The organism is Bosea sp. 124 (assembly GCF_003046175.1).
Taxonomy (GTDB): Bacteria; Pseudomonadota; Alphaproteobacteria; order Rhizobiales; family Beijerinckiaceae; genus Allobosea.
This window is the reverse complement of record NZ_PZZM01000001.1, coordinates 5,211,719-5,235,430: the sequence shown is the minus strand read 5'-3', so window position 1 is coordinate 5,235,430 and position 23,712 is coordinate 5,211,719. Positions and strand designations below refer to the sequence as shown.

21 protein-coding genes are annotated in these 23,712 nt (G+C 66.3%); 12 read left to right on the top strand and 9 right to left on the bottom strand.

Annotated features, from left to right (window positions below; genetic code table 11):
- The first annotated feature begins 9 nt into the window (after window positions 1-9).
- The 4 genes from C8D03_RS24770 (at window position 10) to C8D03_RS24755 (ending at window position 4,623) form a co-directional block, all read left to right on the top strand.
- Window positions 10-405: a Zn-ribbon domain-containing OB-fold protein gene (locus tag C8D03_RS24770; protein ID WP_108050602.1), complete on the top strand. Its 396-nt coding sequence runs from the start codon at window positions 10-12 to the stop codon at window positions 403-405.
- 16 nt (window positions 406-421) lie between these two features.
- Window positions 422-1,051: a flavin reductase family protein gene (locus tag C8D03_RS24765; protein ID WP_108050600.1), complete on the top strand. Its 630-nt coding sequence runs from the start codon at window positions 422-424 to the stop codon at window positions 1,049-1,051.
- Window positions 1,052-1,113: 62 nt separating this feature from the next.
- Window positions 1,114-3,681 carry a CaiB/BaiF CoA-transferase family protein gene (locus C8D03_RS24760; RefSeq protein WP_210203961.1) on the top strand — a complete coding sequence of 856 codons (2,568 nt, stop codon included), beginning with the start codon at window positions 1,114-1,116 and terminating at the stop codon, window positions 3,679-3,681.
- A 303-nt stretch (window positions 3,682-3,984) separates the two neighbouring features.
- Window positions 3,985-4,623 (top strand): GntR family transcriptional regulator, encoded by a 639-nt coding sequence (locus C8D03_RS24755; RefSeq protein ID WP_108050596.1) that lies wholly within the window; start codon window positions 3,985-3,987, stop codon window positions 4,621-4,623.
- A 94-nt stretch (window positions 4,624-4,717) separates the two neighbouring features.
- Here the strand turns inward: C8D03_RS24755 and C8D03_RS24750 are convergent, their stop codons facing one another.
- Window positions 4,718-5,590 (bottom strand): SDR family oxidoreductase, encoded by an 873-nt coding sequence (locus tag C8D03_RS24750; RefSeq protein ID WP_248308615.1) that lies wholly within the window; start codon window positions 5,588-5,590, stop codon window positions 4,718-4,720.
- Window positions 5,591-5,910: 320 nt separating this feature from the next.
- Between C8D03_RS24750 and C8D03_RS27020 the strand changes: the two genes are divergently transcribed.
- From C8D03_RS27020 to C8D03_RS24715, 7 genes are all read left to right on the top strand, one after another.
- Window positions 5,911-7,908 (top strand): ABC transporter ATP-binding protein, encoded by a 1,998-nt coding sequence (locus C8D03_RS27020; RefSeq protein ID WP_282568607.1) that lies wholly within the window; start codon window positions 5,911-5,913, stop codon window positions 7,906-7,908.
- A gap of 12 nt (window positions 7,909-7,920) precedes the next feature.
- Window positions 7,921-8,874 (top strand): ABC transporter permease, encoded by a 954-nt coding sequence (locus tag C8D03_RS24740; protein WP_108050592.1) that lies wholly within the window; start codon window positions 7,921-7,923, stop codon window positions 8,872-8,874.
- Entirely contained in the window at window positions 8,871-9,776 is a 906-nt protein-coding gene (locus C8D03_RS24735; protein ID WP_108050589.1) for an ABC transporter permease, read from the top strand. Before C8D03_RS24740 ends, C8D03_RS24735 begins: the two co-directional genes overlap by 4 nt.
- 60 nt (window positions 9,777-9,836) lie before the next feature.
- The gene (locus C8D03_RS24730) at window positions 9,837-11,447 is read left to right on the top strand and encodes an ABC transporter substrate-binding protein (protein WP_108050587.1); all 1,611 of its coding nucleotides are present in this window, start codon (window positions 9,837-9,839) and stop codon (window positions 11,445-11,447) included.
- A 91-nt stretch (window positions 11,448-11,538) separates the two neighbouring features.
- A complete protein-coding gene (locus C8D03_RS24725; RefSeq protein ID WP_108050585.1) occupies window positions 11,539-12,315 on the top strand; it encodes a glutaredoxin family protein in 777 nt (258 codons plus the stop codon).
- A 223-nt stretch (window positions 12,316-12,538) separates the two neighbouring features.
- Window positions 12,539-13,588, top strand: a complete 1,050-nt coding sequence (locus C8D03_RS24720; RefSeq protein ID WP_108050583.1) for an aminopeptidase — start codon at window positions 12,539-12,541, stop codon at window positions 13,586-13,588.
- Between the two features lie 134 nt (window positions 13,589-13,722).
- The gene (locus C8D03_RS24715) at window positions 13,723-14,472 is read left to right on the top strand and encodes an FCD domain-containing protein (protein ID WP_108050581.1); all 750 of its coding nucleotides are present in this window, start codon (window positions 13,723-13,725) and stop codon (window positions 14,470-14,472) included.
- Here C8D03_RS24715 and C8D03_RS24710 read toward each other — a convergent pair.
- The 8 genes from C8D03_RS24710 to C8D03_RS24675 form a co-directional block, all read right to left on the bottom strand.
- Window positions 14,426-15,742 (bottom strand): MFS transporter, encoded by a 1,317-nt coding sequence (locus tag C8D03_RS24710; RefSeq protein WP_108050579.1) that lies wholly within the window; start codon window positions 15,740-15,742, stop codon window positions 14,426-14,428. The genes C8D03_RS24715 and C8D03_RS24710 overlap by 47 nt on opposite strands.
- Window positions 15,739-16,728, bottom strand: a complete 990-nt coding sequence (locus tag C8D03_RS24705; RefSeq protein WP_181301355.1) for a quinone oxidoreductase family protein — start codon at window positions 16,726-16,728, stop codon at window positions 15,739-15,741. Before C8D03_RS24705 ends, C8D03_RS24710 begins: the two co-directional genes overlap by 4 nt.
- Window positions 16,729-16,737: 9 nt before the next feature.
- Window positions 16,738-18,048 carry a TRAP transporter large permease gene (locus C8D03_RS24700; RefSeq protein ID WP_108050575.1) on the bottom strand — a complete coding sequence of 437 codons (1,311 nt, stop codon included), beginning with the start codon at window positions 18,046-18,048 and terminating at the stop codon, window positions 16,738-16,740.
- Window positions 18,041-18,595, bottom strand: a complete 555-nt coding sequence (locus tag C8D03_RS24695) for a TRAP transporter small permease subunit (RefSeq protein WP_146170281.1) — start codon at window positions 18,593-18,595, stop codon at window positions 18,041-18,043. Before C8D03_RS24695 ends, C8D03_RS24700 begins: the two co-directional genes overlap by 8 nt.
- 137 nt (window positions 18,596-18,732) lie before the next feature.
- A complete protein-coding gene (dctP, locus tag C8D03_RS24690) occupies window positions 18,733-19,752 on the bottom strand; it encodes a TRAP transporter substrate-binding protein DctP (RefSeq protein ID WP_108050571.1) in 1,020 nt (339 codons plus the stop codon).
- Window positions 19,753-20,220: 468 nt separating this feature from the next.
- Window positions 20,221-21,222, bottom strand: a complete 1,002-nt coding sequence (locus C8D03_RS24685) for a zinc-dependent alcohol dehydrogenase (protein ID WP_108050569.1) — start codon at window positions 21,220-21,222, stop codon at window positions 20,221-20,223.
- A gap of 12 nt (window positions 21,223-21,234) precedes the next feature.
- Complete coding sequence (locus tag C8D03_RS24680) at window positions 21,235-22,197, bottom strand: C-terminal binding protein (protein WP_210203960.1); 963 nt, start codon at window positions 22,195-22,197, stop codon at window positions 21,235-21,237.
- Window positions 22,198-22,256: 59 nt separating this feature from the next.
- Window positions 22,257-22,475 carry a hypothetical protein gene (locus C8D03_RS24675; RefSeq protein WP_108050565.1) on the bottom strand — a complete coding sequence of 73 codons (219 nt, stop codon included), beginning with the start codon at window positions 22,473-22,475 and terminating at the stop codon, window positions 22,257-22,259.
- A 256-nt stretch (window positions 22,476-22,731) separates the two neighbouring features.
- Between C8D03_RS24675 and gcvA the strand changes: the two genes are divergently transcribed.
- Window positions 22,732-23,667, top strand: coding sequence for a transcriptional regulator GcvA (gene gcvA, locus C8D03_RS24670; protein WP_181301227.1), 936 nt, complete (start codon window positions 22,732-22,734; stop codon window positions 23,665-23,667).
- Window positions 23,668-23,712: the final 45 nt, after the last annotated feature.

Sequence of the window (23,712 nt, the reverse complement as noted above, 5' to 3'; positions counted from 1 at the left end):
CGCGCGGCCATGGCAAATTCCCAGCCCATCATCTCGATGTACGACCAGCCGATGTGGGAGAGCATCCGCGCCCATGGCTGGAAGCTCCAGCAATGCGACGACTGTTCGAGCTTCCGCTATCCGCCGGCGCCGAACTGCCCGCACTGCCTGTCGATGTCCTCGACCTGGAAGGCGCTGTCGGGAAAGGGCAAGATCATCTCCTGGGTGATCTTCCACAAGCAGTACTTCGACAACTTCCCGACGCCCTACAATTCGGTCGCCGTCCAGCTCGACGAGGGGCCGATCGTCATCAGCAACCTGGTCGGTGAAGAGCCCCAGGGAAGCTGGATCGGTCGAGAGGTCGAGATCTGCTACGGCGAGGACAGCGCGATCGGCACGGTGCCGAAGGTGCGCCTCAGCAAATAGGTCGGTTCACACAGCCATGAAGTTCGATTTCTCGACGCTCAGCCCGCTCGAGCGGTACAAGCTGATCTCCTCCACCGTGGTTCCGCGTCCGATCGCCTGGGTCTCGACCCGCGACGAGGACGGCAAGCCCAATGCCGGGCCGTTTTCCTTCTTCAACGCTTTCGGCGAGGAGCCGCCGGTCCTCGGCTTTGCGATCAACGACCGCAGGCCCGGCGACCGCAAGGATACCGGCCGCAACATACGCGCGACCGGCGATTTCGTCGTCAACATGGTCGGCGAGCAGCATGCGGCCGAGATGAACATCACGGCTGCCGAGTTCCGGCCGGAGGTCGACGAATTCGCCGAGGCCGGTTTGGAGGCGGTGCCCTCCGAGATGGTCTCCGCGCCTCGCATCGGCGGCAGCCCGGTCTCCTTCGAATGCAAGCTGCTGCAGATCGTCGAGCTTGGCCCGCACCGCTCGCTGGTGCTCGGCCGCATCGTGCTGATGCATGTCGTCGACGAGGCGGTGCGCGATGCCGCGCGCTTCCATATCGACACGCCCCGGCTGCGGCTGCTCGGCCGTATGGAAGGCAACTGGTACGTCCGGACCGGCGACAGGCTGGAAATCCCGCGCGTCATCCCGGGTCCCGAGAAGATCGCCGAATAGCCCCGCCCGCAGCCTTGGAAGGCGCGGCGGCCAGGCCGCGCCGGCCCACCAGCCGAAACGTGATGACCATGTCGACCGTGCCGCTAAACACCCTGAAGCCCGGAATGCTGGATGGCATCCGGGTCATCGAGTTCGCTGACGAGCTCGGCGAGTATTGCGGCCTGCTGCTGGCGGGGCTTGGCGCCGAGGTCATCAAGGTCGAGCCGGCCGGGGGCTCGCCGACGCGCAGGATCGGTCCGTTCCACGAGGACACGCCCGATCCCGAGCGCTCGCTTTTCTTCTGGGCCTATAACCGCGGCAAGAAATCCGTCCATGTCTCGGGCCGGGACGAGATGCTGCGCCTGATCGGCAGCGCCGACATCGTGCTCGACAGCCTGCGCGGCGCCACACTGGCGGATGCCGGCATCACCGAGCCGCTGGCGAGCCTGTTCCCCGGCCTGATCACGGCGCGGATTACGCCCTTCGGCGATACCGGCCCGTGGAAGGACTACAAGGCGTCCGACCTGATCCATCTCGCGCTCGGCGGGGTGATGATGAATTGCGGCTATGATGCCGCGCCCGGCGGCTACGACCTGCCGCCGATCGCGCCGCAACTCTGGCATGCCTACGCCATCGCCGGCGAACAGCTCGCCGGTGGCATCGTCGCCGCGCTGCTGCATCGCCAGCGCACGGGGGAGGGGCAGGACGTCTCCTCCGCCATTCATGAGGCGGTCTCCAAGAACACCGAACTCGACCTGATGTCCTGGGTGATGCGCCGGGCGCCGCTCTATCGGCAAACGGCGCGGCACGCGGTCGAAAAGCCCAACCGCACGCCCAATATCAGCCACACCAAGGACGGCCGCTGGGTCATGACCTGGGGCGTCTCGGCCAAGGACAAGGTCAAGCTGGTGCCGTTCCTGCAGGAGTATGGCATGGCGGCCGATCTCAAGCCGCCGGGCAGCGACGCGGACCTCACTGCCCGGAACGTTCCGGGCTCGACCGACAGCGACGAGGCCAGCAACCATACGCTCGACGTGATCCAGCGCTTCGTGCGCGCCTTCCGCTACGACGATGTGCCGTGGCACCGGGCGCAGAACGAGGGGCTGCTCTGGGCGCCCGTGCGCAAGCCACACGAAAACGCCATTGACGAGCATTGGCTCCAGCGCCGCACCATCACCGAGGTCGCGCATCCCGAGCTCGGCCGCAGTTTCCTCTATCCGACCAGCAAATGGCTGAGCGACGCCACCGACTGGAATCCGGGCCGGCGTGCGCCGTTCATCGGCGAGGATACCGCGCAGGTGCTGGGCTCCCTCGTGGCGAAGAAGCCCTTCGCCGTGCCGAAACCTCCGGCTGGAGAGCCGTTGCTGTCGCCGCGCGGCAAGCCCTTTCCGCTGCAGGGCATCCGCATCTTCGACTTCTCCTGGTTCCTCGCTTCGGCAGGCGGCACGCGCTTCCTGGCGTCGCTCGGCGCGGAGAGCCTGAAGGTCGAATGGAAGGCCAATCCCGACACACGCCTCGCCGCGATGGCGCCGGTCGGCGGCCGGGCGGCGCGCGAGGCCGCGACCGCGCCCTTGCAGGGCGTCACCGATTCCGACATGGGCGGCCAGTTCAACCACAAGAACGCCGGCAAGCGCGGGCTCTCGCTCAACATCCGTACGCCCAAGGGGCTGCAGATCGCCAAGGACCTGATCCGCATCTCGGACATCGTCGCGGAGGGCTTCTCGCCGGGCGTGCTCGACCGGCTCGGGCTCGGCTACGACGTGCTGAAGTCGATCCGGCCCGATATCATCTATGTCCAGCAATCCGGCATGGGCGCCGCGGGGACCTATGGCCGCTTCCGGACGGTCGGCCCGGTCGCTGCCTCCTTCGCCGGCACGACCGACATGTCGGGACTGCCCGAGCCGGCGATGCCGGCCGGCTGGGGCTACTCCTATCTCGACTGGGCCGGCGCCTATGGCTTCGCGCTGGCGGCGCTGGGGGCGCTCTACCACCGCGACCGCACGGGGCAGGGCCAGTGGATCGATTCCTCGCAATGCGAGGCCGGCATCTTCCAGACCGTGATCCCGGTGCTCGACTGGTCCGCCAATGGCCACCCCTGGCAGCGCCTCGGCAACCGCTCGCCCTACAAGCCGGCGGCGCCGCATGGCGCCTATCGCTGCAAGGGCGAGGATCGCTGGCTTGCCATCGCCTGCTTCGACGAGGCGGAATGGCACAGCTTCACCGATGCGGCGGGATTGCAGGGCCTGCGCGGCGACCCACGCTTCGCGACGCTGGCCGACCGGCTGGCGCATCAGGACGAACTCGATGCCGCGATCCAGCGTTGGAGCGGCGGCGTCGATGTCTTCGAGGCGATGCACCTGCTGCAGCGCGCGGGTGTGGCCGCAGGCGTCTGCCAGACGGCGGGCGACCGCTGCGACAGCGATCCGCAGCTCGCGGCGCTCGAATGGATGACCGAAGTCAATGGCCTCAAGATCGGGCGCTGGCCGGTCGGCGAATATCCGATCAAGCTCAGCCGCACGCCTTCCTATGCCGGCGGGCCGATCGATCGCGGCGCGCCCTGCTATGGCGAGGACAACGCTTACATCCTGCGCGAATATCTGGGCTATTCGGAGAGTGAAATCGAGGATCTCGTTCAGCAGGGCATCCTGTAGAGCGCCATCCGGGGTGCCGGCGATGTCGTTGTGCGTTCGGGGCAATCGGGCTTCGCCATGCGCGAGGCGCGGGTGCCGCTGTCGATCGTAGATCTCGAATGCCGTCGAAGCATGCGCGATGGCGCCAAGCATAGGCGAAACATCCCGGGCAAAAGCTCTGCCTTCACGGGCGGCGTGGTTGCGGCAAGTCCTTTGAATAGGTAGAATGCATCAGTCTTGCAGTCCGGGCGGCGGTGACAGTTCGGATTTGATGATTGCATTCCAGCCAATACACTCCGCACCGGCAACTGGCAGAACGACAATATGGCCTATCAGACCAAGCAGGATCACGTTGCCGAAATCTTGCGCGAGCGCATTGTTGCGGGAATTTACGAGCGGGGCGCGAAGCTGAAGCAGGCCGATCTCGCGAAGGAACTCGGCGTGTCGATCACGCCGGTGCGCGAGGCCCTGCAACTGCTGGAGGCGGAAGGCTTCGTGGTCGGGCTGGCGCATAAGGGCGTGCTGGTTCCGGAGTTCCAGAAGGACCATGCCCAGGAAATTTACGATCTGCGCCTGAACCTCGAGCGGGATCTTACAACGCACGCGCTGCATGCGCTGACCGCCGACAAGATCGACGAGTTGCAGCGCATCCAGGTGCTGATCGACAGGGCGATTCAGGCGCGCCGGCTCGACGAGATCCGCACCGAGAACTATCGCTTCCATTTCAAGCTGTACGAACTGGCGGACCGGCCGCAGACACTGCAATTCGTCCGCGTGCTCTGGGCGAAATATCCCTTCACCAGCCAGGACAAGAACGTCGCGCGCAACGAGCAGGTCAAGGTCGAGCACGACTTCTTCCTGAAGAAGGCCGCGGAGGGCGACCATGCCGGCGCGGTCGAAGCCATGGTCAATCACATCAAGAGCGGCTGGAGCCAGCTCCTGGCGCATCAGGCGGTGGCCTGAAGAGCATCCCGGGGGTTCCGCCGACATCGTCCCCCCGATCGCCCATTGTCCCGGGCGTCCGAAGGGAGGCCCGGGACAATGATAGGTGGAGGCGTTATCGCCCGCCAGAGACGGTCACCTCCGTTCCGGTGATGTAGGAGGCTTCCTCGGAGAGCAGAAACAGGATCGCCTGCGCGATCTCGATGGGCTGGCCGACACGTTCCATCGGGACGACGGGCACGACGCGGGCGAGCCGTTCGGGCGGGTTCATCTCGGTTTCGGTGATGCCGGGGCTGACGCAGTTGACGCGCACCCCGTCCTTGACGGCCTCGCGGCCGAGCCCCTGCGAGAAGCTCAGGATCGCGCCCTTCGAGGCGGAGTAGTGCACGCGTTCGCCGGCACTGCCGAGACGCGCCGCGACCGAGCCGAGATTGACGATGGCGCCGCCGTTGCCGCCGCGGCTCCTCGCCATGCGCGTGACCGCCTCGCGGGCGCAGAGGATGCAGCCGAAGATATTGGTGTCGATCAGCCGGCGCAGTTCTTCGATCGGGGTGTCGATCAGCTTGGCCGGGCCGCCGTTCATCCCTGCATTGTTGACCAGGCCGGTGACCCGCCCGAACTGCCGTTCCGTCTCGTCGAACAGCTTCTGCACATCCTCCGGCTTCGAGGTGTCGGCCTGCATCGTCGCGGCCCGGCCCCCGGCTGCCCTGATCTCCTGCACGACGGCCTCGGCCGGCTCGCGCCTTTCGAGATAGGTCGTCATCACGCTCCAGCCACGTTCGGCGGCCAGCTTCGCTGTGGCGGCGCCAATTCCCCGGCTGCCGCCGGTGACGATCAAAACCTTGTCCATGTCGGCGTTCTCTCCAATGTCGTCTTGGGTGTCGTTCTTGCCCGGGGAGGGGACCTCCTGCCGGGATTCGTCGCAAACGGCCGGGCTCGCGGGCGTGCCCGGACCCGCCTGTTGCCGGCAGGCGCGGTCGTCTTCCATGACCTCGATCCGGGGCTTCCTTCGTCGTGTTTTCAGTGGGTTCCGGCGGCAGGTCCGGCGAACAAAGCCGCCGAGGCGGCTTGTCGCAAGTGAATTCTGATCGTATGATGCATTTTACATTCTTGTAGAAAAATAAGAAAAAGCAAGAGGCGCCAGCACGTTAAGGCAGCCTCAAAAAATGGGAGAGAACGCGTGGGGACGATCCGCATCCGGATTCCGTCTTGCGTCGGTGCGCCGGCCTCTCGGCTTGCGGCCGGATGGTGGCAGGCTTGTTGAACGCGCTTCAGATCGAGGGCGATCCGGCGCCTGCGATATCGCCCGTGACTCCGCTTCTGTCCGTCGAGGGTCTGCGCGTCGATTTCCACACCTCCCGTGGCGTCGTCCGTGCGGTCGATGGCGTGAGCTGGACGGTCTATCCCGGCGAGACCATGGCGATCGTGGGCGAGTCCGGCTGCGGCAAGTCGGTCTCCGCGCTGGCGGTGATGGGGCTGCTCGCAAGGCCGGCAGGCCGGATCAGCGACGGCCGGATCATGTTCGGCGGCCGCGACCTGACCCAGCTCCCGAGCTCGCAGATGCGCGAGCTGCGCGGGCGCGACATCGCCATGATCTTCCAGGAACCGATGACGAGCCTGAACCCGGTTCTGTCGATCGGCCTGCAATTGGCCGAGCCGCTCAGGATCCATCTCGGGATGAGCAAGGAGGCGGCCCGCGCGCGCGCGATCGAACTGCTCGGCCTCGTTGGCATCGCCGACGCGGAGCGTCGCCTCGATCAATATCCGCACCAGTTCTCGGGCGGCATGCGCCAGCGCGTGATGATCGCGATTGCGCTGACCTGCAATCCCAAGCTGATCATCGCCGACGAGCCGACGACGGCGCTCGACGTCACCATCCAGGCCCAGGTCCTGGAGCTGATGAAGGAGCTCTCCCAGCGGTTGGGCATCGCGCTCGTCATCATCACGCATAATCTTGGTATCGTCGCGCGCTATGCCGACCGGCTGACGGTGATGTATGCCGGCCGCGTCGTGGAGGAGGGCACGGCCGCGCAGCTCTTCGCCCTGCCGCGACACCCCTATACGTTGGGTCTGCTGCGCTCCGTGCCGCGTCTCGACCGGCCGCGCAGCGGCAGTCTCGACACCATCGAGGGCCTGCCGCCCAATCTGCTCGACCCGCCGCCCGGCTGCCGCTTCGCCGCACGTTGCCTTCTGCGCGACGACATCTGCGAGACCGATCCGCCGCTCTACGAGCTGCCCGAGGGGCGGCGCTCCGCCTGCCATCGCCACGCCAAGCTGGAACAGAAGCTCGCCGCTTTGCCGACGCGGCCGCTGCTGGAGGAAATCCGCATCCCCGCGGGCGAGGCGCCGCTCCTGTCCGTGCGCTCCCTGCGCAAGGATTTCCACGTGCCGATCGGCCATGGCCGCAACGGCCTCGTGCGCGCTGTCGACGACGTCTCCTTCGACATCCCGCGCGGCACCACGCTCGGCGTGGTCGGCGAGTCCGGCTGCGGCAAGACGACCGTGGGCCGGATGATCCTCAGGCTGACGCCGCCGACGAGCGGCGAGGCGATCTTCGAGGGCGCCGACATCGCCGCGGCGTCGGAGGACCAGATGCGCAAGCTGCGCCTGCGCATGCAGGTGGTGTTCCAGGACCCGTTCAGCTCGCTCAACCCGCGCATGTCGATCGGCGACACGCTGAACGAGCCGCAACTGGTCTACCGCAAGGTCCGCAACCGGCGCGAGGCGGACGAGCACAGCGCCGAGCTGCTGCGGCGTGTCGGGCTCGTCCCGGAGATGGCGTCGCGCTATCCGCACCAGCTTTCGGGCGGCCAGCGCCAGCGCGTCGGCATCGCCCGGGCACTGGCGATGCAGCCGAGCTTCATCGTCTGCGACGAGCCGGTCTCGGCGCTCGACGTGTCGGTCCAGGCGCAGATCATGAACCTGCTGACGGATCTCCAGCATTCGCTGGGCATGACGTTCCTGTTCATCGCCCACGACCTCGCCGTGGTCCGCCATATCTCGCAGCGCATCGTGGTGATGTATCTCGGCCGTGTCGTCGAGATGGCCGATTGCGATGATCTCTATCGCGAGCCGTTGCATCCCTACACCGAGGCTCTGCTCGACGCCGCGCCGGTGCCCGATCCGACAGTCGAGAAGCTCCGCGCCGGGCGCGTGCTGAAGGGGGAGCCGCCCTCGCCGCTGAGCCCTCCGAGCGGCTGCACCTATCACACGCGCTGCCCGCGCGCGACGTCGGAATGCGCCGCAATCGTGCCGCCGCTCCGCGAAATCCGCCCCGGCCATTTCGCCGCCTGCATCAAGCTCTGAGGGGAGGCCGTCATGTTGCGCTATGTCGTCAAACGCCTCGCTCTGATGATCCCGATGCTGTTCACGGTGGGGCTGCTGACCTTCTTCCTGCTGCGCGTCATCCCCGGCGACATCGTCGAGGTGAAGCTGCGCGCCGAGGGCGGCAACGTCTCGCAGGAGTTGATCGAGCGCGAGCGCACCAGGCTCGGTCTCGACAAGCCGCTGCCGGTGCAGTTCGGCGACTGGATGAAGGGCATCGTCACCTTCGACTACGGTGTCTCGATGTGGACGGGCCAGCCGATCGCCCGCGAGATTGGCATCCGGCTCGGGCTCTCGATGCAGGTCGCGGTCATGGCCGCCATCATCGCGGTGCTGATAGCCGTGCCGCTCGGCACGATCTCGGCGCTGTTTCGCAACAGTTGGATCGATTATCTGGTCCGGATCGTCACCATCGCGGGGCTTGCCGTGCCCTCGTTCTGGCTCGGCATGCTGATCGTGCTCGGGCTGATCGCGGTCTTCAACTGGTCACCGCCCGTGATCTACACGCCGTTCTTCGTCGATCCGGTGGCCAATCTCTCGCAACTGATCTGGCCGGCGCTGGCCGTGGGTTACCGCTATGCCGCCGTGGTGGCGCGGATGCTGCGCTCCTCGGTGCTCGAAGCCTTGCAGGAAGACTATATCCGCACGGCGCGGGCCAAGGGCGTGTTCGAGCGGCTGGTGATTGTCCGGCACGCGCTGCCCAATGCACTGCTGCCGGCCATCACCGTGATCGGGCTCGAATTCGCCTTCCTGATGGGCGGCCTCGTGGTGACGGAGCAGGTCTTCAACCTCAACGGCATCGGGCGGCTCTTCGTCGAGGCCGTGACGCGCAACGACTTCACCCTGGTCCAGACGCTGGTGATGCTGGTCGCGGTCATCTTCGCGGTCGTGAATCTCATCGTCGACCTGCTCTACGGCGTGCTCGATCCGCGGGTGACGAACTCATGACGACGCTCGTGCAGACCGCTACCCGGCAGACCTCGTCGCGGCGTCGCTGGCGCGACAATCCCGTGATCGATTTCGCGATCAGCCAGCCGCTCGGCGTCGCCGGCCTCGTCGCCATCCTGGTGATGGTGGTGGCGGCGATCTTCGCGGAGGTCATCGCGCCCTACGATCCGCTCGCGATCGATTTCGAGGCGATGCTGGCGGCGCCCTCGCTGGAGCATCCGTTCGGGACGGACAGTTTCGGGCGCGACATCCTCACCCGCATCATGTACGGCGCCCGCACGGCGCTGACGATCGGCTTCATCTCCTCCTTCGTCGGCTGCTCGCTCGGCGCGATGATCGGCCTGGCCTCTGCCTATTACGGCGGCTGGAAGGATATGATCGTCCAGCGCGGCATCGACTTGCTGCTCTCCTTCCCGATCATCGTGCTGGCGTTGGTCGTGGTCGCGATGCTCGGGCACAACCGCGTCGGCGGCATCGACGTCAATCTGATCTGCGCGATCACCGTGCCGATTATCCCGCGCGCCGCGCGCGTCGTGCGGTCGGCCGCGCTCTCGATCCGCGAAATGCCCTATGTCGATGCGGCGCGCTCCGCCGGCTATTCCTCGTCACGCATCATCCTGCGCCACATGGCGCCGAACGTGCTCGGGCCGTACCTGATCCTGGTGACGGCCTATATCGCCCAGGCGATCCTGCTCGAGGCGTCGCTGTCGTTCCTCGGTCTCGGCGTGACCGAGCCGACGCCGGCCTGGGGGCTGATGCTGTCGGGCAACTCCGCCAATTTCTACCAGACCGCGCCCTGGATGATCCTGTTTCCGGGCGCCGCCATTTCCCTTGCCGTGTTCGGATTCAACCTGGTCGGCGATGCGCTGCGCGACTGGCTCGATCCAAGATTGAAGACCTGAGACTGAAGAGCTGAGGCCTGAACGACCGCTACCAAAAGAAACCAAGGAGGAGACCCGATCATGACAGAGTCATTCGTATCCCGGCCGAGCCGCCGGACCGTGTTGCAGTCCAGCGCGGCAGGCGTCGCCCTCCTGGCTGCGGGCCCACAGGCCTTCGCGGCCGACGAGACGCCCAAGCGCGGTGGCATCCTGACCTTCGCCATCGCCGCCGAGCCACCGACCTATGACCTGCATGGCTCGTCGACCTTCGCCGTGCTCCAGCGCGTCGCGCCGCATTACTCCACCCTGCTGCGCTACAAGGGCGGCGCCTATCCCGAGATCGTCGGCGATCTCGCCGAGAGCTGGCAGAGCGCGCCCGACGGGCTGACCCATACCTTCAAGCTGCGCGCCAACGTGCCGTTCCATGACGGCACGATCATGAGCTCGGCCGATGTGAAGGCGAGCTATGAGCGCATCCGCAACCCGCCAAAGGGCGTGGTGTCGTCGCGGCAGGCCTCGCTGAGCAAGATCGCCGCGATCGAGACGCCCGACCCGCAGACCATCGTCTTCAAGATGTCGGCGGTCGCCTCCTCCTTCATCGACGAAGCCTGCGCCTCGCCGTGGAACATCATCTACAGCGCCGCGCGGCTGGAGAAGGACCCGGCCTTCCCGATCCGCAACATCATGGGCACGGGCCCGTTCGAGTTCGTCGAGCATGTCGCCGGCTCGCATTGGGTGGGCAAGCGCTTCGACAAGTATTTCCGCCAGGGCTATCCGCTGCTCGACGGGTTCCGCGCCATCACCATGTCGCCCGCGGCCACGGTCAACGCGCTGGTCGGCAAGCAGATCCTCGCCGAATTCCGCGGCTTCTCGCCGGCCGAGCGCGACCGCATCACCAAGGGCATGGGGCCGGCCGCGAAGGTGCAGGAAGGCGGCTGGCTGCTGCATCAGGACATCAGCTTCAACCCCAAGCGCAAGCCGTTCGACGATCCGAGGGTGCGCCGTGCCCTGTCGCTGGCGATCGACCGCTGGGGCGCTTCGCGCTCGCTGGGCCGCATCTCGGTGCTGCGGGATGTCGGCGGCGTGGTGATGCCTGGCGGCCAGTGGGCGGCGACCGAAGCCGAGCTGGAGAAGCTGCCCGGCTTCGGCCGGGACATGGCCGCGAACCGGGCCGAGGCCAGGCGCCTGCTGAAGGAGGCCGGTGCCGAGAACCTCAAGATCCAGCTCCTCAACCGCGCGATCGAACCCTACATTACCGCCGGCATCTACCTGATCGACCAATGGCGCCAGATCGGCGTCACGGTCGAGAACCACGATGTCGAGACGGCGACCTGGTATGCCTCGATCAGCGGCGACAATTTCGACGTCGTGATGGACAGCTACACCGACTACACGGACGATCCGACCACGGGCCTGCCGAAGTTCCTCTCGGCCGACAAATGGCCGATCGCTTCGTCCAAGTTCAACGATCCCGAGCTCGACGCGCTCTACGCCAAGCAGGGTGAGGCCAACGACAAGGCCGAGCGCCGCAAGCTCGTGCGCGCCTTCGAGGCGCGCACCATGGAGCAGGCCTATTCGGTGCCGATCCTGTGGTGGCGCCGGATCACGGTGATGCAGGACAGCGTCAAGGGGTGGACCATGTCGCCGAGCCACATGCTCTACCAGGACCTGGGAGAAGTCTGGCTGGCCTGATGCCTGCGCCGTCCTACCCGCGCCTCAGCGCGCGGGGAGGACGGATCGAGCCGTCACGGTCAGTTCGCGAAGCCCGAGGAGGGACAAGTCGATGACGAAAAGCCTTCAGACGCCGGATGCCAGCCGGTTCCGATTCTTCTGGCAACCCGGCTGTTCGAGCTGCGTTCGGGTCAAGGAGTTGCTGGCCGAGATGGAGGTCGATTTCGACTCGATCAACATCCTCGACGATGAGGAGGGATTCGAGGAGCTCAACCGGCGCCACATCCGCGCCGTGCCGGTGCTGATCAAGGGCGACGAAATCCTGTTCACGCAATCGCTGGAGGACGTCGCCAAATTCGTCGGCAAGACGCGTGAGGTCCACCGCCTGCCGCCGGCCGAACTGTACGAGCGCTGGCAGTATTTCCTCGACACGGCACTGGGCCTGATCGCGCAGATCCCGCCCGAGCGGCTGCAGGAGTTCCCGATCACGAAGCGCCCGCGCACGGTCTGCAATCTTGCCTATCACATCTTCCAGGTGCCCGAAGGCGTCATGGCGATGACCGAGGGCCGCACGCTCGACTCGCGCGACTACGACAATGCCATCTACGACCATCTGACGACCGTCGATGAGATCCTTGCCTTCGGCCAGGGCGTCGTCGAACAGCACAGGCAATGGTGGGCGCGCAGCGACCAGACCGGGCAGAAGCGGATCGCGACCTATTACGGCGACCAGCCGCTGCACCAGATCCTCGAGCGCGGCACCTGGCATTCGGCACAGCATACGCGGCAGCTCAACCATGTGCTCGACGAGTTCGGCCTCGCGGTGAAGAACCCGATCGAGCTGAAGGCCTATGAGGGCCTGCCGATGCCGAAGGCGATCTGGGCCTGAACCCGGCCCGGCTTCGGCCGGCAGCAACAGCATCATCATCCGGCGCGTCGCCAAAGGGCGGCGCGCCGTTTTCTTTGCGCCATGTGTGTGCGGCCTGCCTTCTTATAAATGTCCACACTTCATGAAATAATTCGGGTTACGGCTTCACTGCGGCGCTGTGATATGGTTATCTGTCGACATTTGAAAGCAGGCTCTTCAACCTGCGCATCGTTGGGAGACGCACATGTCGGCAGGTTCACTCATGACGGGCAGCATGGAGCATCTGCGCCGTCCGCTCGTCCGCAACATCAAGTCGGGCGACAAGGTGCTGGTGCTGTCGGACACCGCTCACGATCCGCGCGTCTGGCAGGCGGTGATGAGCATCCTGCAGGAGATCGGCGCTGACACGACCGTGACGCTGTTCGAGCGCCGCCCGGCCGATTATTACGACCCCCCGGCTGCCGTCTGCGAAGCGATGATGAAGTCGGACGCCAACATCCTGATCGCTTCGACCGGCATGCTGCACTGCGCCGCGAGCCTGCGCTCGATGGAGGCCGGCATCCCCTCGATCTGCCTCGATGGCGGCATGCAGCTCGAATGGCTCCAGTCCGGCGCCATCGCCGACGACATGCGCCAGATCGCGGTGCGCAAGCATTATGTCGGTGAGCGGGTCTTCGGCGCCGGCGCAAAGACCTGCCGGGTCACCTCGCGCCATGGCACCGATTTCACCTACAGCGTCGAGAACCAGATCTGGATCCCGCCGCTGCCGAAGCCGGATTACGATGCCTACAAGGTCATCAACTTCCAGAAAGACGAGAACCGCCCGGCCGGCAAGCTCTACTACTACCTGTACCCGACCGGCGAGTTCAACGTGGCGCCGCATGAGGGCACGGCCGAGGGCAAGCTCGTCATCGACCTGACGATGCACCATCTCGGCCGGCTCGGCAGCCCGATCGAACTGACCGTGAAGAAAGGCAAGGTCGTGCAGATCGACGGCGGCGCGGACGCCCGCATCCTGCGTGATTTCCTCGAAACCTATGGCGACGAGAACGCCTATATGTGCCCGGCCGAAGCCTCGGTCGGCGTCAACGCGAAGGCGGTCATCCGCGGCATCCAGCGCGAGGACAAGAACATCATGGGGACGATGCATTTCGGTCTCGGCACCAATGTCGATGTCGGCGGCTCGATCTTCTCGAAGATCCACATGGATGGCGTGATCCTGCACCCGACGCTCTATGTCGACGGCGTCAAGCGGATCGAGGACGGCCGCTTCCTCGTCGACATCGAGGGCTGAACCGGGGCCCGGGGTATCGCGTCCTCCCGCCGCGGCTCGCAGCGGGGGAGGACGCGGCCGCTCCGGCGGCGAGCCTTTCGCGGCGACAGCCGCGCTGATATGGTCGCGCGGTCCAAAATCGAAGGAGTCCGGCCATCGGACCGCAGGAAGAGCGTGCCGCATCCGAGCGGTCCGACATCGACGCGCGCTCGCTGGAGCGCGCACAGGCCCTTGTCCAGCGCATCGTCGCCGAGCGGCACGACCGGCCGTCGCTGGTCTCGCGCATCGCGATCGAGATGGGCGCCGAAATCATCGAGGGCATCAGGCAGCCCGGCGACGACCTCAACTCGGTCGAGCTGTCGAAGCGCTATCGCACCAGCCGGACGCCGATCCGCGAAGCTCTGATGCTGCTGGAGAAGGAAGGGCTCGTCGATGTGCCGCCGCGCAAGCGGCCGCGGGTCGCCTCGCCCGGCATCGACGAGATCCGCGAGATCTACCGGGCGCGCGCGGTCCTGTTCGCGATGATCGCCGGCGAGATCGCGCGCTCGATCGGCCAGGAGGGGCTGGACAGGTTGAAGGCCGGCTTCCGGGACATGGAGGTGGCCTATCGGTCGAACGATCTCAACGCCTTCGTCTGGGCCAATGTCGATTTCTACGAACTCAACACGCAGCTCGCTGGCAACCAGACGGTGAAGCGCATCCTCGATTCGCTGCTGCTGCGCACGGCCGGCCTGCGCCGCCTCAGCCTGTCGCGCCCCGGCCGGATGGCGCGCTCCTATGACGATCATGCCCGTCTGATCAACGCCTATGAGGACCGTGACGCGCAGCTCGCGGCGGCGCTGATCCAGTCCAATCACATCAACGCGCTGGCGGCTCTGGAGAGCCGGATCGGCCAGGCGCCGTGACAGGTCCCTTGGGCCTTGCGCCGCCGGGCAGCAGGACCGAGGCGGCGGTCAGCGCCGCGACTGCAAGCAGCGGGCCGGTATAGCTGCCGGTGATCTCGACGAAGAGGGCGAAGATCGCCGGCCCGGCGGCATAGCCGGAGAACAGCAGGAGCGTCGCGCCGGCTGCGGCCTCCCTCACACGGCCCGGTGGCGACAGCCGCGCCACCTCGGAGACCTGCACCCCGTTCCAGCCCGTGACGGTGGCGCCCGCGACGAGGCACAGCGCGGCGAGCAGAGGCCAGGATGTCTCTGGCCCAATGAAGGCCAGAGCTAGGGTGCAGAGGGCCGAGAGCCCTGTCGCTGCCTTCAGCGTCGCGACGGCCGAGCCGGTCCGATCGGCGACCCAGCCGAGTGCAATCCGGCCGACGATGCCGGCCGCCTGCATGATGGCGAAGAGCGTCCCTGCCGCGACCAGGCTCATGCCGGCGCGATCCACGAAGACGGTGACGAGGAAGGCGAGCCAGACACCCTGGCTGATCGCCAGGGTGAGCCCGCTCAATGAAAGGCGGACCAGGCCCTCGGTGCTCAGCAGCGCGCGGATCGGGTCGGTCAGGTTCTCGGCCGAGACGAAGCTACGAAAGTTGAGCGGAGACCCGCCGGCCCCGTCCGGCTCGACGCGGCTGCGAACGGGCTCGATGCCGGCCGCGACCAGCAGTGCGACGGCGCCCGAAAACAGCAGGGCGGTTTCGAGCCCGCCAAATCCGATCAGCGGCGGCAGGATCGCGCCGCCCAGCATGCCGCCGATCGGCACCCCCGACTGCTTGATCGAGAAGACCAGCCCCTGCCGGTTCGGCGGGGCGAAGCGGCGCAGGATGTCGCTGCTGGCCGGCACGGACGGCCCATAGCCCAGCCCCATCAGGAAGACGCCGAGGACGAGCAGCGCGGTCGATGGTACCGCTATCAGCGCAGCCCCGATGGCGCCGCCGATGAGCCCGAGCTGAAGCGTGCGGACCGAGCCGACCCGCGCCATCAGCGGCGCGCCCAGAAGCAGGAAGGCCATCGAACCCGCCATGCCGATGCCGGACAGGTAGCCGATGGCCGATGCGCCGATGCCCCGTTCGACGAACAGGATCGGCGCGACGATCGGCGGCAGGCGGACGAGGAACGACGCCGCCGACTGCACGGCGAGCGTCATCAGCAGCGGCACCAGCCAGGCGCTCCTCGGGAGGCCGGCCGCGTCTGCGCCGGTATCGGCAGGGCGGTGCGCCGGCTTGCCCGGCTGCCGGCTCATGGGATCAGGACGGTCGCGCCCAGCGTGCGCCTGGCTTCCAGCGCCCGGTGCGCCTCGGCTGCCTGGCTGAGCGGCAAGGTCGCACCGACATGGACCTTGACCGCGCCCTTGAGGACGACGTCGAGCACATCGCCGGCGCGCATCAGCAATTCGCCACGGCCGCGAACGAACCAGGCGAAGGCCGCGCTGGTGACGAAGAGCGAGCCCCGGCTGTTGAGCGTGAACAGATCGAAGGGCGGAACCTTGCCCGAAGCCGTGCCGAACGAGACCATCAGGCCACGCGGCTTTAGGCAGGAGAGCGAGGTCTCGAAGGTATCCTTGCCGACGGAATCATAGACCACCGGCACGCCTTCGCCCGCCGTCAGCGCGCGCACCTGCCGGGGGATGTCGGGGTCGCCGGCGAGCAAGACATGGTGGCAGCCGCTTTCGCGGGCGAGCGCCGCTTTTTCGTCCGAGCTGACCACGCCGATGACGCGGGCGCCGAGATGGCGGGCCCATTGCGTCATGAACGACCCCACGCCGCCGGCTGCGGCATGGACGAGGATCGTCTCTCCCGGCTGAACCGGGTAGACGGCCTTGAGCAGATATTGTGCTGTGATGCCCTTGGTGAAGAGCGCACCGGCCGTGACGTCGTCGATCTCGTCGGGAACGCCGATCAACTGGTCGGCGGGGAAGAGCCGGGCCTCCGCATAGGCGCCCGGCGCGAAGTTGGGCCCACCTGCCGCATAGGCGACGCGATCTCCGATGGCGACGGATTTGACCCCGGGTCCGATCGCCTCGACGACGCCCGCCGCCTCGCCGCCGAGCACATGCGGCAGGGAGGGCAGGGGGTAGCGTCCGGCCCGATTGTGCAGATCGGCGAAGTTCAGGCCGATCGCGCTATGCCGGACGAGCGCCTCGCCGGGGCCTGGCGCCCCGATCTCGATGTCCTCGTAGCGGAGTTGTTCAGGCCCGCCATAGGCGTGGACGCGGACAGCCTTCATCATCATGTTCCGTCAGCGCATCGAGAGCGGGAGATAGAGGACCATCTGTGGGAAGAGCACCAGCAGGAGCAGCATCAGCGCGCATGTGGCGATGAACGGCCAGAGCCCGCGGAAGATTTCCTCCAGGCGCACGAGATTGCCCGCCGCGCCTTTGACGACGAAGCAATTCATCCCGACCGGTGGCGTTACGGCGCCGATCTCCGCCAGCACGATGACATAGACGCCGAACCACAGCGGGTCGAAGCCAAGACCCATCATCACCGGATGCGTGATCGGCAGCGAGATCGCCAGCAGCGACGGTGCGTCCATCAGCATCCCGAAGATCAGGTAGATCACCGTGACGATCAGAAGCACCACCCAGACGCTGAGCCCGTTATCCGTGAGCAGGCTCTTGATCTCGTCGGAGACGCCGCTGAGTGCCAGAAACCGCGCGAAGAGCAGCCCGCCGATAATGATGGCGAAGATCATCGCCGTCAGGTTGACGGTGTCGAGCAGCGTCTGCCCCAGAACGCGCAGCTTGATCCCGCGATTGCGGACGACCGCCATCAAGAAGGTGACGACGGCGCCGATGCCGCCGGCCTCCGTCGGCGTGAAATAGCCGCCATAGAGCCCGCCGATCATCACGACGATGACGAGGAAGAGCGGCACGATCAGGCGCAGCGACCAGAGCTTCTCGCGCAACGAATAGCTCTGCTCGAGCCGGGGCGCGTAGTGGGGACGCAAGGTGGCGACGATCAGGATTGTCATTCCGATCAGCGCCGAGAACACGATGCCGGGGATGATGCCGGCGATCAGCAACTCGCCGATCGAGGAGTTGGTCAGGATGCCGTAGACCACCATCAGCGCGCTGGGCGGGATCAGCACCGCGAGCGTCCCGGCGATGGCGATGCAGGCGGCCGCGAAGCCACGGTTATAGCCGCGCGCTGCCATTTCCGGGAGTGCGAGCTTGGTGAACAGCATCGCCGAGCCCACGCTGGAACCGGAGGCCGCGCCGAAGGCGGCCGCGGCCCCGGTCGTGGCAATGGCGAGCCCGCCGGGCAGGCGCCCGAGCCATTTCGTGCAGGCGTCGAACAGGTCGTTGCCGATGCCGGCCTGCATGGCGAAGAAGCCCATCAGCAGGAACATCGGGATGACGCTGAAATGGAACGAGTTGACCGTCTCGAAATACAGCGTTCCGAGAATGGAAAGCGCCGGCGCCAGGGCGGTGAGCAGGATCAGCCCGACGAAACCCGTCGTCGTCAGCGCGACCATGATCGGCGCGCCGAGGAAGATCGATCCGAGCAGGACGGCGATGCCGCAGAACCCGATTGCAACGTCAGACATGGAGCAGGGCCTTCTCGGGGTCGGGGTCTGCCGCGGACAGATCGCCGTCGTCGCCCGTGACGAGGGAGAGCAGGGCGTCGAGCGCGAACTGGATCGAGATCAGCGCCGTACCGAGAGAAACGGCGAATTTGGCCGGATAGAGCGGAAACCGGACCGTCGCGCCCCAGACCTGCTCGCCCATGTTGTAGGAGCGCAGCGCGAACAGGAAGGTGCCGTAGGTCACGGCTGCGAACACCAGGCAGCCGACGCTCATCCAGAAGAAATGCAGCCAGCGGGTGACCGAGCGCGGGAAGTTCGAGGTCAGGAAGACCGTGTTGACGTGCTCCCGCTTGAACAGCACATAGCCGAAGGGCAGCATGATCGCGACCGTGAGCAGCGACTGCGTGAATTCGACGCCACCGGGCACCGGCGCGTTGAAGACCTTGCGTGACAGCGCGTTGATGTCGATCAGCCACATCATGATGAAGGTGATGACGCCGGCGACGACGGACGCCCAGTAGAGGACCCGGCCCATGGCGTGCCGGGTGGCCAAGAGTTGCTGCTTCACAAGAGAACTCCCTCTGCCCCGATCGGGCAGGTTGTGCGGATCGTTCGCGAAACCATTCCGCCCGGACACGCGGGCGCGGGCGGAATGGCCAATCTCGTTGCGCCGGCGAGCGGAGGCCCCGTGCGCCGCGAGATGATCTATTTCGTGATGTCGTCGACGACCTGCTTGGCGTCGGCCTCGGGCATCCCTGCCGTGGTGGCGCGCTTGATCCAGCTGTCGCGGACCGCCTGCACCTTCGGGCTCTCGAGAGTGGCCTTGGTGAACTCGGCCTCCGGGAACTTGATGACCTCGACCTTGCCGGTCGCCTTCCAGGAGGCGAGCGTGTCCTTTATCGACTTGTCGTAGCTCGCGAGGAACTCCTTCAGGTAGTCGTGCTTCATGTCGTCGATGATCTTCTTCAGATCGGCCGGCAACGAATTGTACTTGTCGAGGTTCATGATGACGATGTGGCCCCAGGAGGCGCCCATCGGCACGTCGATGTAATATTTGGCGACGTCGCTCCACTTCCAGCCGACCGTCAGCGGCGGATCGCCGGGCGAGCAGTCGAGGATGCCGTTGCTCAGCGCCTCATAGCCGTCGACATCGGCCATCGAGACCGGGACGGCGCCGATCGCCTCGAGCATCGCCGGCAGCGCGATGCCGTAGGAGCGGATGCGCAGGCCCTTGAAGTCGGCCATCGTGCGCACCGGCTTGGTGCAGATGATGCCGTAGCTCGGCAGCGGGCGGACGCTGACGAGCTTGAGCTTGTATTTGGCGAGCTCTGCGGCGAAGGCCGGATATTTATCGTGCCATTTCAGCATCAGCTCGCCGAGCTGGGCCTGGTTCTTCGGCTGCGGCCAGAAGAAGGGGATGGCGTTGTTGATCGGGAACTGGTCGGGGAAATAGGGCGTGACGAGCGGCCCCATGTCGATGACCTTGTTCTCGACCGCCGTCGGCACCTCGCCGACCTTCACCACCGTGCCGCCCCACAGCATGTTGACCGTGTGCTTGCCGGCGGCGCGCTTGTTGATCTCGTTGCCCATCCACTCGGCGCTGCGCGAATATTCGTTGGCGCCCTGGGGCATGTAATCGCCGTAGCGGATGCGCTCCGCCTGCGCCGCGCCGGCAAGGGCGACGGAGAATGCGGCCGCCACGGTGAAAGGCGAGATTTTCCTCATGGTCTTCTCCCTGGTTCTCCGGTCGGGCCCCCGCCGGATAGTCGTTTTTCCTGGCCTCGATCGTGCCAGTTCATATCGTCTGGAAAATTCTCATGGCTTCCGCCAAAGGTCAATGACTGTCGACACTAAAATAATGCATTGTGCACTAAATTTTCCGACATAGACTGGGGCGCGCCCCCGGAGTCTGCTGCCCAGATCATCGCGGAATAGGCTGGGTTTTCAAGAAGCCCGAGCGCCTTGCGCTGCGCGGGCGACCGCCGCCCGATGGAGAAGCTGTGTCCGTGGCGAGTGATTTCGCCATATCATCACGATTGTGTCGACACTATTCGTCGTCGGTCGTGCGTGCCGGCGCGAGATCGCAGCCTGCCGCCGGCACGGCGATCGGTCGTTCACTTCCGTCGATATCGGCTGTCGACCGCAGCGGGCATCGCGGCCCGCCGCCATCTTTTGCCGCAGGCGGGAGCGCGCCTAGAAACGAAAGAGCACCTTGATGTTGTCGGACCCTTTGACGAGACTTTCGAACACGCCGGGCGCGGTCTCGGGCTCGGATTCGGAGAGCAACGGGGCGAGGTCGACGGAGCCGCTTTCGAGGATGCGGATGGCGATGTCGTAATCGCGCGGCTCATAGACGCGGATGCCGATCAGGGTCAGTTCCCGGAACTCGACCTTCAGCAGATCGACCGGCGGCGGGGCCTTGTACGAGCCCACGACCACGGCGGTTCCCTGCACCCGCAGGATCTCCAGCAGATGCGTCTGGACGCTCGGATGGGCGGCGCAGTCGAAGGCGAGATCGGCGCCCTGGCCGTTCGTGTAGTCGCGGACCTTGGCGACGACGTCCTCGCTGGTGGCGTCGATCGTGGTGAAGCCGAGCTTGCGGGCGACATCGAGCCGATAGGGATTGGCCTCGATCAGGATGACCTCGGAGGCGCCGAAATAGCGCAGGCAGGAGGCGACGCAGAAGCCGATCGGGCCCGCGCCGAAGACCACGGTGGTGTCGCCCGGCTTGTAGCCGGAGCGGCGCACCGCGTGGACGCCGACCGAGAGTGGCTCGACGAAGGCGCCGTCGCGCAGCGACAGGCTCTCGGGCAGCCGGACGATCTTGTCGACGGGCGCCTTGACGTATTCGGCCATGCCGCCGTCGCAATCGATCCCGATCAGCCGAAGCTGCTCGCAGACATGGGGCCGCCCGCTTCGGCAGGGCGCGCAGCGCCCGCAGGACAGCAGCGGATAGACCGTGACGGGCGTGCCCTTCGGCAGGGAGGAGGGGCCGCCCTCGATCGTGCCCGAGAACTCGTGTCCCATGATCAGCGGCGCCTTCACCCGCGGATGGGCGCCCTGATAGATGTTCAGATCGGTGCCGCAGACGCCGACGTGCGAGACCCGGATCAGGGCTTCGCCTTCCGCGATCCGGGGCAGCGGCTTGTCCTCGATCTCGACCTCGCGCGGGTTGCGATAAACGATGCTCTTCATGGCGTCATTCCCTCAGAAGCGGTTCACCTGATACTTCGGCGGCTCTCCGCGCAAGACGCGCAGCGCCTCCTCCGCGGCGCTGCGCTTCAGATCGCGCTCGGCCTCGTCGGAATGCCAGGCCATATGCGGCGAGCAGATGAAGGTCTCGTGCCGGAGCAGCGGATAATCCGCAGGCGGCGGCTCGATGCCGAAGACATCGAAGCCCGCGCCCGCGAGCCTGCCCTCGGAGAGAAGCCTGTCGAGAGCCGCCTCGTCGACGAGATTGCCGCGCGCGGTGTTCACCAGATAGGCGATCGGCTTCATCAGCCGAAGCCTGTCTTCGCTCAGCAGGTTGCGCGTGCGCTCCGTCAGCGGGCAATGCACCGAGACGACATCGGACGCGCGCAGCAGCTCCTCCAGCCCGACCATCTCGACATAATCGGGCACATGCTCGGGGGCGGCGGCGGGATCGAAGGCGATGACGCGCATCCCGAGCGCATGGACCTTGTGCGCCATCGCCTGGCCGATGCGCCCCATCCCGATGAGGCCGGCGGTCTGGACCTGGAGCCGATGGACCGGCCGCATCTGCCGGAAATCCCACTCTCCGCGCTTCACCTGGGCGTTGGCCCTGACGATCTTGCGGGTCAGGCACATCATCAGCGCGAGAGCGTGGTCGGCGACCTCCTGCGTGCCGTAATCGGGCACGTTGCTGACGATGATGCCGAGGTCTGCCGCCGCCCGGAGATCGATCGTGTCGACGCCAACGCCGTAGCGGACGATGGACTTGCAGGATGTCAGATGCCCGAGCACACGCCGCGTCAGTGGCGCGTACATGATCAGCAGCGCTTCCGTGTCGGCGCATTGCGCGATGACGGCGTCCTCGGTGCGGCAGTTGAGCCAGGGCAGGGAAGGGCAGGCCTCGCGCAGGACGCCGCGCTCGATATCGATCGAGCCATGGTCGCAATCAGCAACCTTCACCACATACTGAGCGCTCAACGTCATATCCTCTCAAAGATGCCTGCCGCCCGCGACGCGGCTTGCCGGCTTCAACCCTGTCAGTGCGGCAGGCGCTTCATCGCGGCCGCCACCGCCTCGCCCATCGCTTGCGTGCCGGGCTTCATCGTGCCGGGCTCGAAGATGTCGGCGGTGCGATAGCCGTCACTGAGCACGGAGCTGGTCGCGGCCTGGATTTTTGTCGCGATCGGGTCGGCGCGCAACCGAAAGCCGGGTCGGCCCGGTGCCTCGGCCGTCCTGCCGGACGGCGCGAGCGTCATGATGCCTTCGCCCTGACCGCTGGCCGCTTCGCCGATGAAGCACCTCCCGGCATCGCATTTCCTCCGTCTTTTATAAATTTGATGGACCTTGGGAAGAAATGGTTTGAGAGGCAATGATAATTACCTCATGCTGTCATCAGGAAATTAGATCGCCTGCGGCCTCGGCCCTGCGTCCCGGCGCGGCCGTCCTGCCGATCGCATGGCTTCGTCGGCGCCGGGCGCCGGGCCTTTCAGCGCAACATCGGAAAGCCGCCAGATGTCCATGCTGCGACAGCTTCCGCCGCTCAATGCCGTGCGCGCCTTCGAGGTGGCGGCCCGCAATCTGAGCTTCACCCGCGCCGCCGCGGAGTTGTGCGTGTCGCAGGGGGCGGTCAGCCGGCACATCGCGATCCTGGAGGATTGGGTGCAGGCGCCGCTGTTCCGCCGGGTCCGGGGCGGCGTCGAGCTGACGGCCCAGGGCGCTTCCTATTTCAGGGTGGTGCGGGCTGCGCTCGATCAGATTGAGGCCGGGGCGCTGCAGCTCAGGCATTCGCGCGACGAGCACAGGCTGCGGCTGAAGCTGCCGCCGACCTTCGCGATGCGCTGGCTGGTGCCCCGCCTCCTGCGCTTCCACGCCCGTCATCCCGGTATCGACGTCCAGATCACGACCTCGCATGAAGTCGCCGACTTCAACCGAGAGGACGTCGACATCTCGATCTTCTCATGGGCGAAGCCGCCTTCCGGCTCACATCACCGGCGGCTGCTCGGGGAGGTCCTGCTGCCGGTCTGCGCGCCTGGCCTGCTCAAGAACGGCCTGCCGCTCGAGACGCCGCAGGATCTCTCCCTGCATGTGCTGCTCTGCTCGCTGAACCGGCCGCTGGATTGGCCGACATGGCTTCAGGCTGCGGGCGTCACGGGCGTCGACGGCAATGCCGGGCTGAAGTTCGAGAATGCCGCGCTGGCCTATCAGGCGGTGATCGACGAACTGGGCGTCGTGATCTCCCAGCTCGCCTTCGTCGAGGACGATCTGAAGAGCGGGCGCCTCGTCGCGCCGTTTCCGCTGCGGGCCCGGACCGAATGGGCCTATTGCCTCGGCTTCCATCCCGAGCGCCAGAAGTCGGCGCGGGTGCAGGCCTTTGCGGACTGGATCCTGGCGGAGGCCGAGGAGTGCGAGAGCCGGTCGTCCGGTTTCGGCGCAGACAGGGCGGCCTGACGCGCGGACCGATGCGTCGGCGTTTGAAAGCCCCGCCGGGAGCTT

Bases quoted from the DNA above. Each gene is read 5' to 3' on its own strand.
- C8D03_RS24770 (WP_108050602.1), top strand. From the start codon at position 10: ATGGCAAATTCCCAGCCCATCATCTCGATGTACGACCAGCCGATGTGG.
- C8D03_RS24765 (WP_108050600.1), top strand. From the start codon at position 422: ATGAAGTTCGATTTCTCGACGCTCAGCCCGCTCGAGCGGTACAAGCTG.
- C8D03_RS24760 (WP_210203961.1), top strand. From the start codon at position 1,114: ATGACCATGTCGACCGTGCCGCTAAACACCCTGAAGCCCGGAATGCTG.
- C8D03_RS24755 (WP_108050596.1), top strand. From the start codon at position 3,985: ATGGCCTATCAGACCAAGCAGGATCACGTTGCCGAAATCTTGCGCGAG.
- C8D03_RS24750 (WP_248308615.1), bottom strand. From the start codon at position 5,590: ATGGAAGACGACCGCGCCTGCCGGCAACAGGCGGGTCCGGGCACGCCC.
- C8D03_RS24740 (WP_108050592.1), top strand. From the start codon at position 7,921: ATGTTGCGCTATGTCGTCAAACGCCTCGCTCTGATGATCCCGATGCTG.
- C8D03_RS24735 (WP_108050589.1), top strand. From the start codon at position 8,871: ATGACGACGCTCGTGCAGACCGCTACCCGGCAGACCTCGTCGCGGCGT.
- C8D03_RS24730 (WP_108050587.1), top strand. From the start codon at position 9,837: ATGACAGAGTCATTCGTATCCCGGCCGAGCCGCCGGACCGTGTTGCAG.
- C8D03_RS24725 (WP_108050585.1), top strand. From the start codon at position 11,539: ATGACGAAAAGCCTTCAGACGCCGGATGCCAGCCGGTTCCGATTCTTC.
- C8D03_RS24720 (WP_108050583.1), top strand. From the start codon at position 12,539: ATGTCGGCAGGTTCACTCATGACGGGCAGCATGGAGCATCTGCGCCGT.
- C8D03_RS24710 (WP_108050579.1), bottom strand. From the start codon at position 15,742: ATGAGCCGGCAGCCGGGCAAGCCGGCGCACCGCCCTGCCGATACCGGC.
- C8D03_RS24705 (WP_181301355.1), bottom strand. From the start codon at position 16,728: ATGATGAAGGCTGTCCGCGTCCACGCCTATGGCGGGCCTGAACAACTC.
- C8D03_RS24700 (WP_108050575.1), bottom strand. From the start codon at position 18,048: ATGTCTGACGTTGCAATCGGGTTCTGCGGCATCGCCGTCCTGCTCGGA.
- dctP (WP_108050571.1), bottom strand. From the start codon at position 19,752: ATGAGGAAAATCTCGCCTTTCACCGTGGCGGCCGCATTCTCCGTCGCC.
- C8D03_RS24685 (WP_108050569.1), bottom strand. From the start codon at position 21,222: ATGAAGAGCATCGTTTATCGCAACCCGCGCGAGGTCGAGATCGAGGAC.
- C8D03_RS24675 (WP_108050565.1), bottom strand. From the start codon at position 22,475: ATGACGCTCGCGCCGTCCGGCAGGACGGCCGAGGCACCGGGCCGACCC.
- gcvA (WP_181301227.1), top strand. From the start codon at position 22,732: ATGTCCATGCTGCGACAGCTTCCGCCGCTCAATGCCGTGCGCGCCTTC.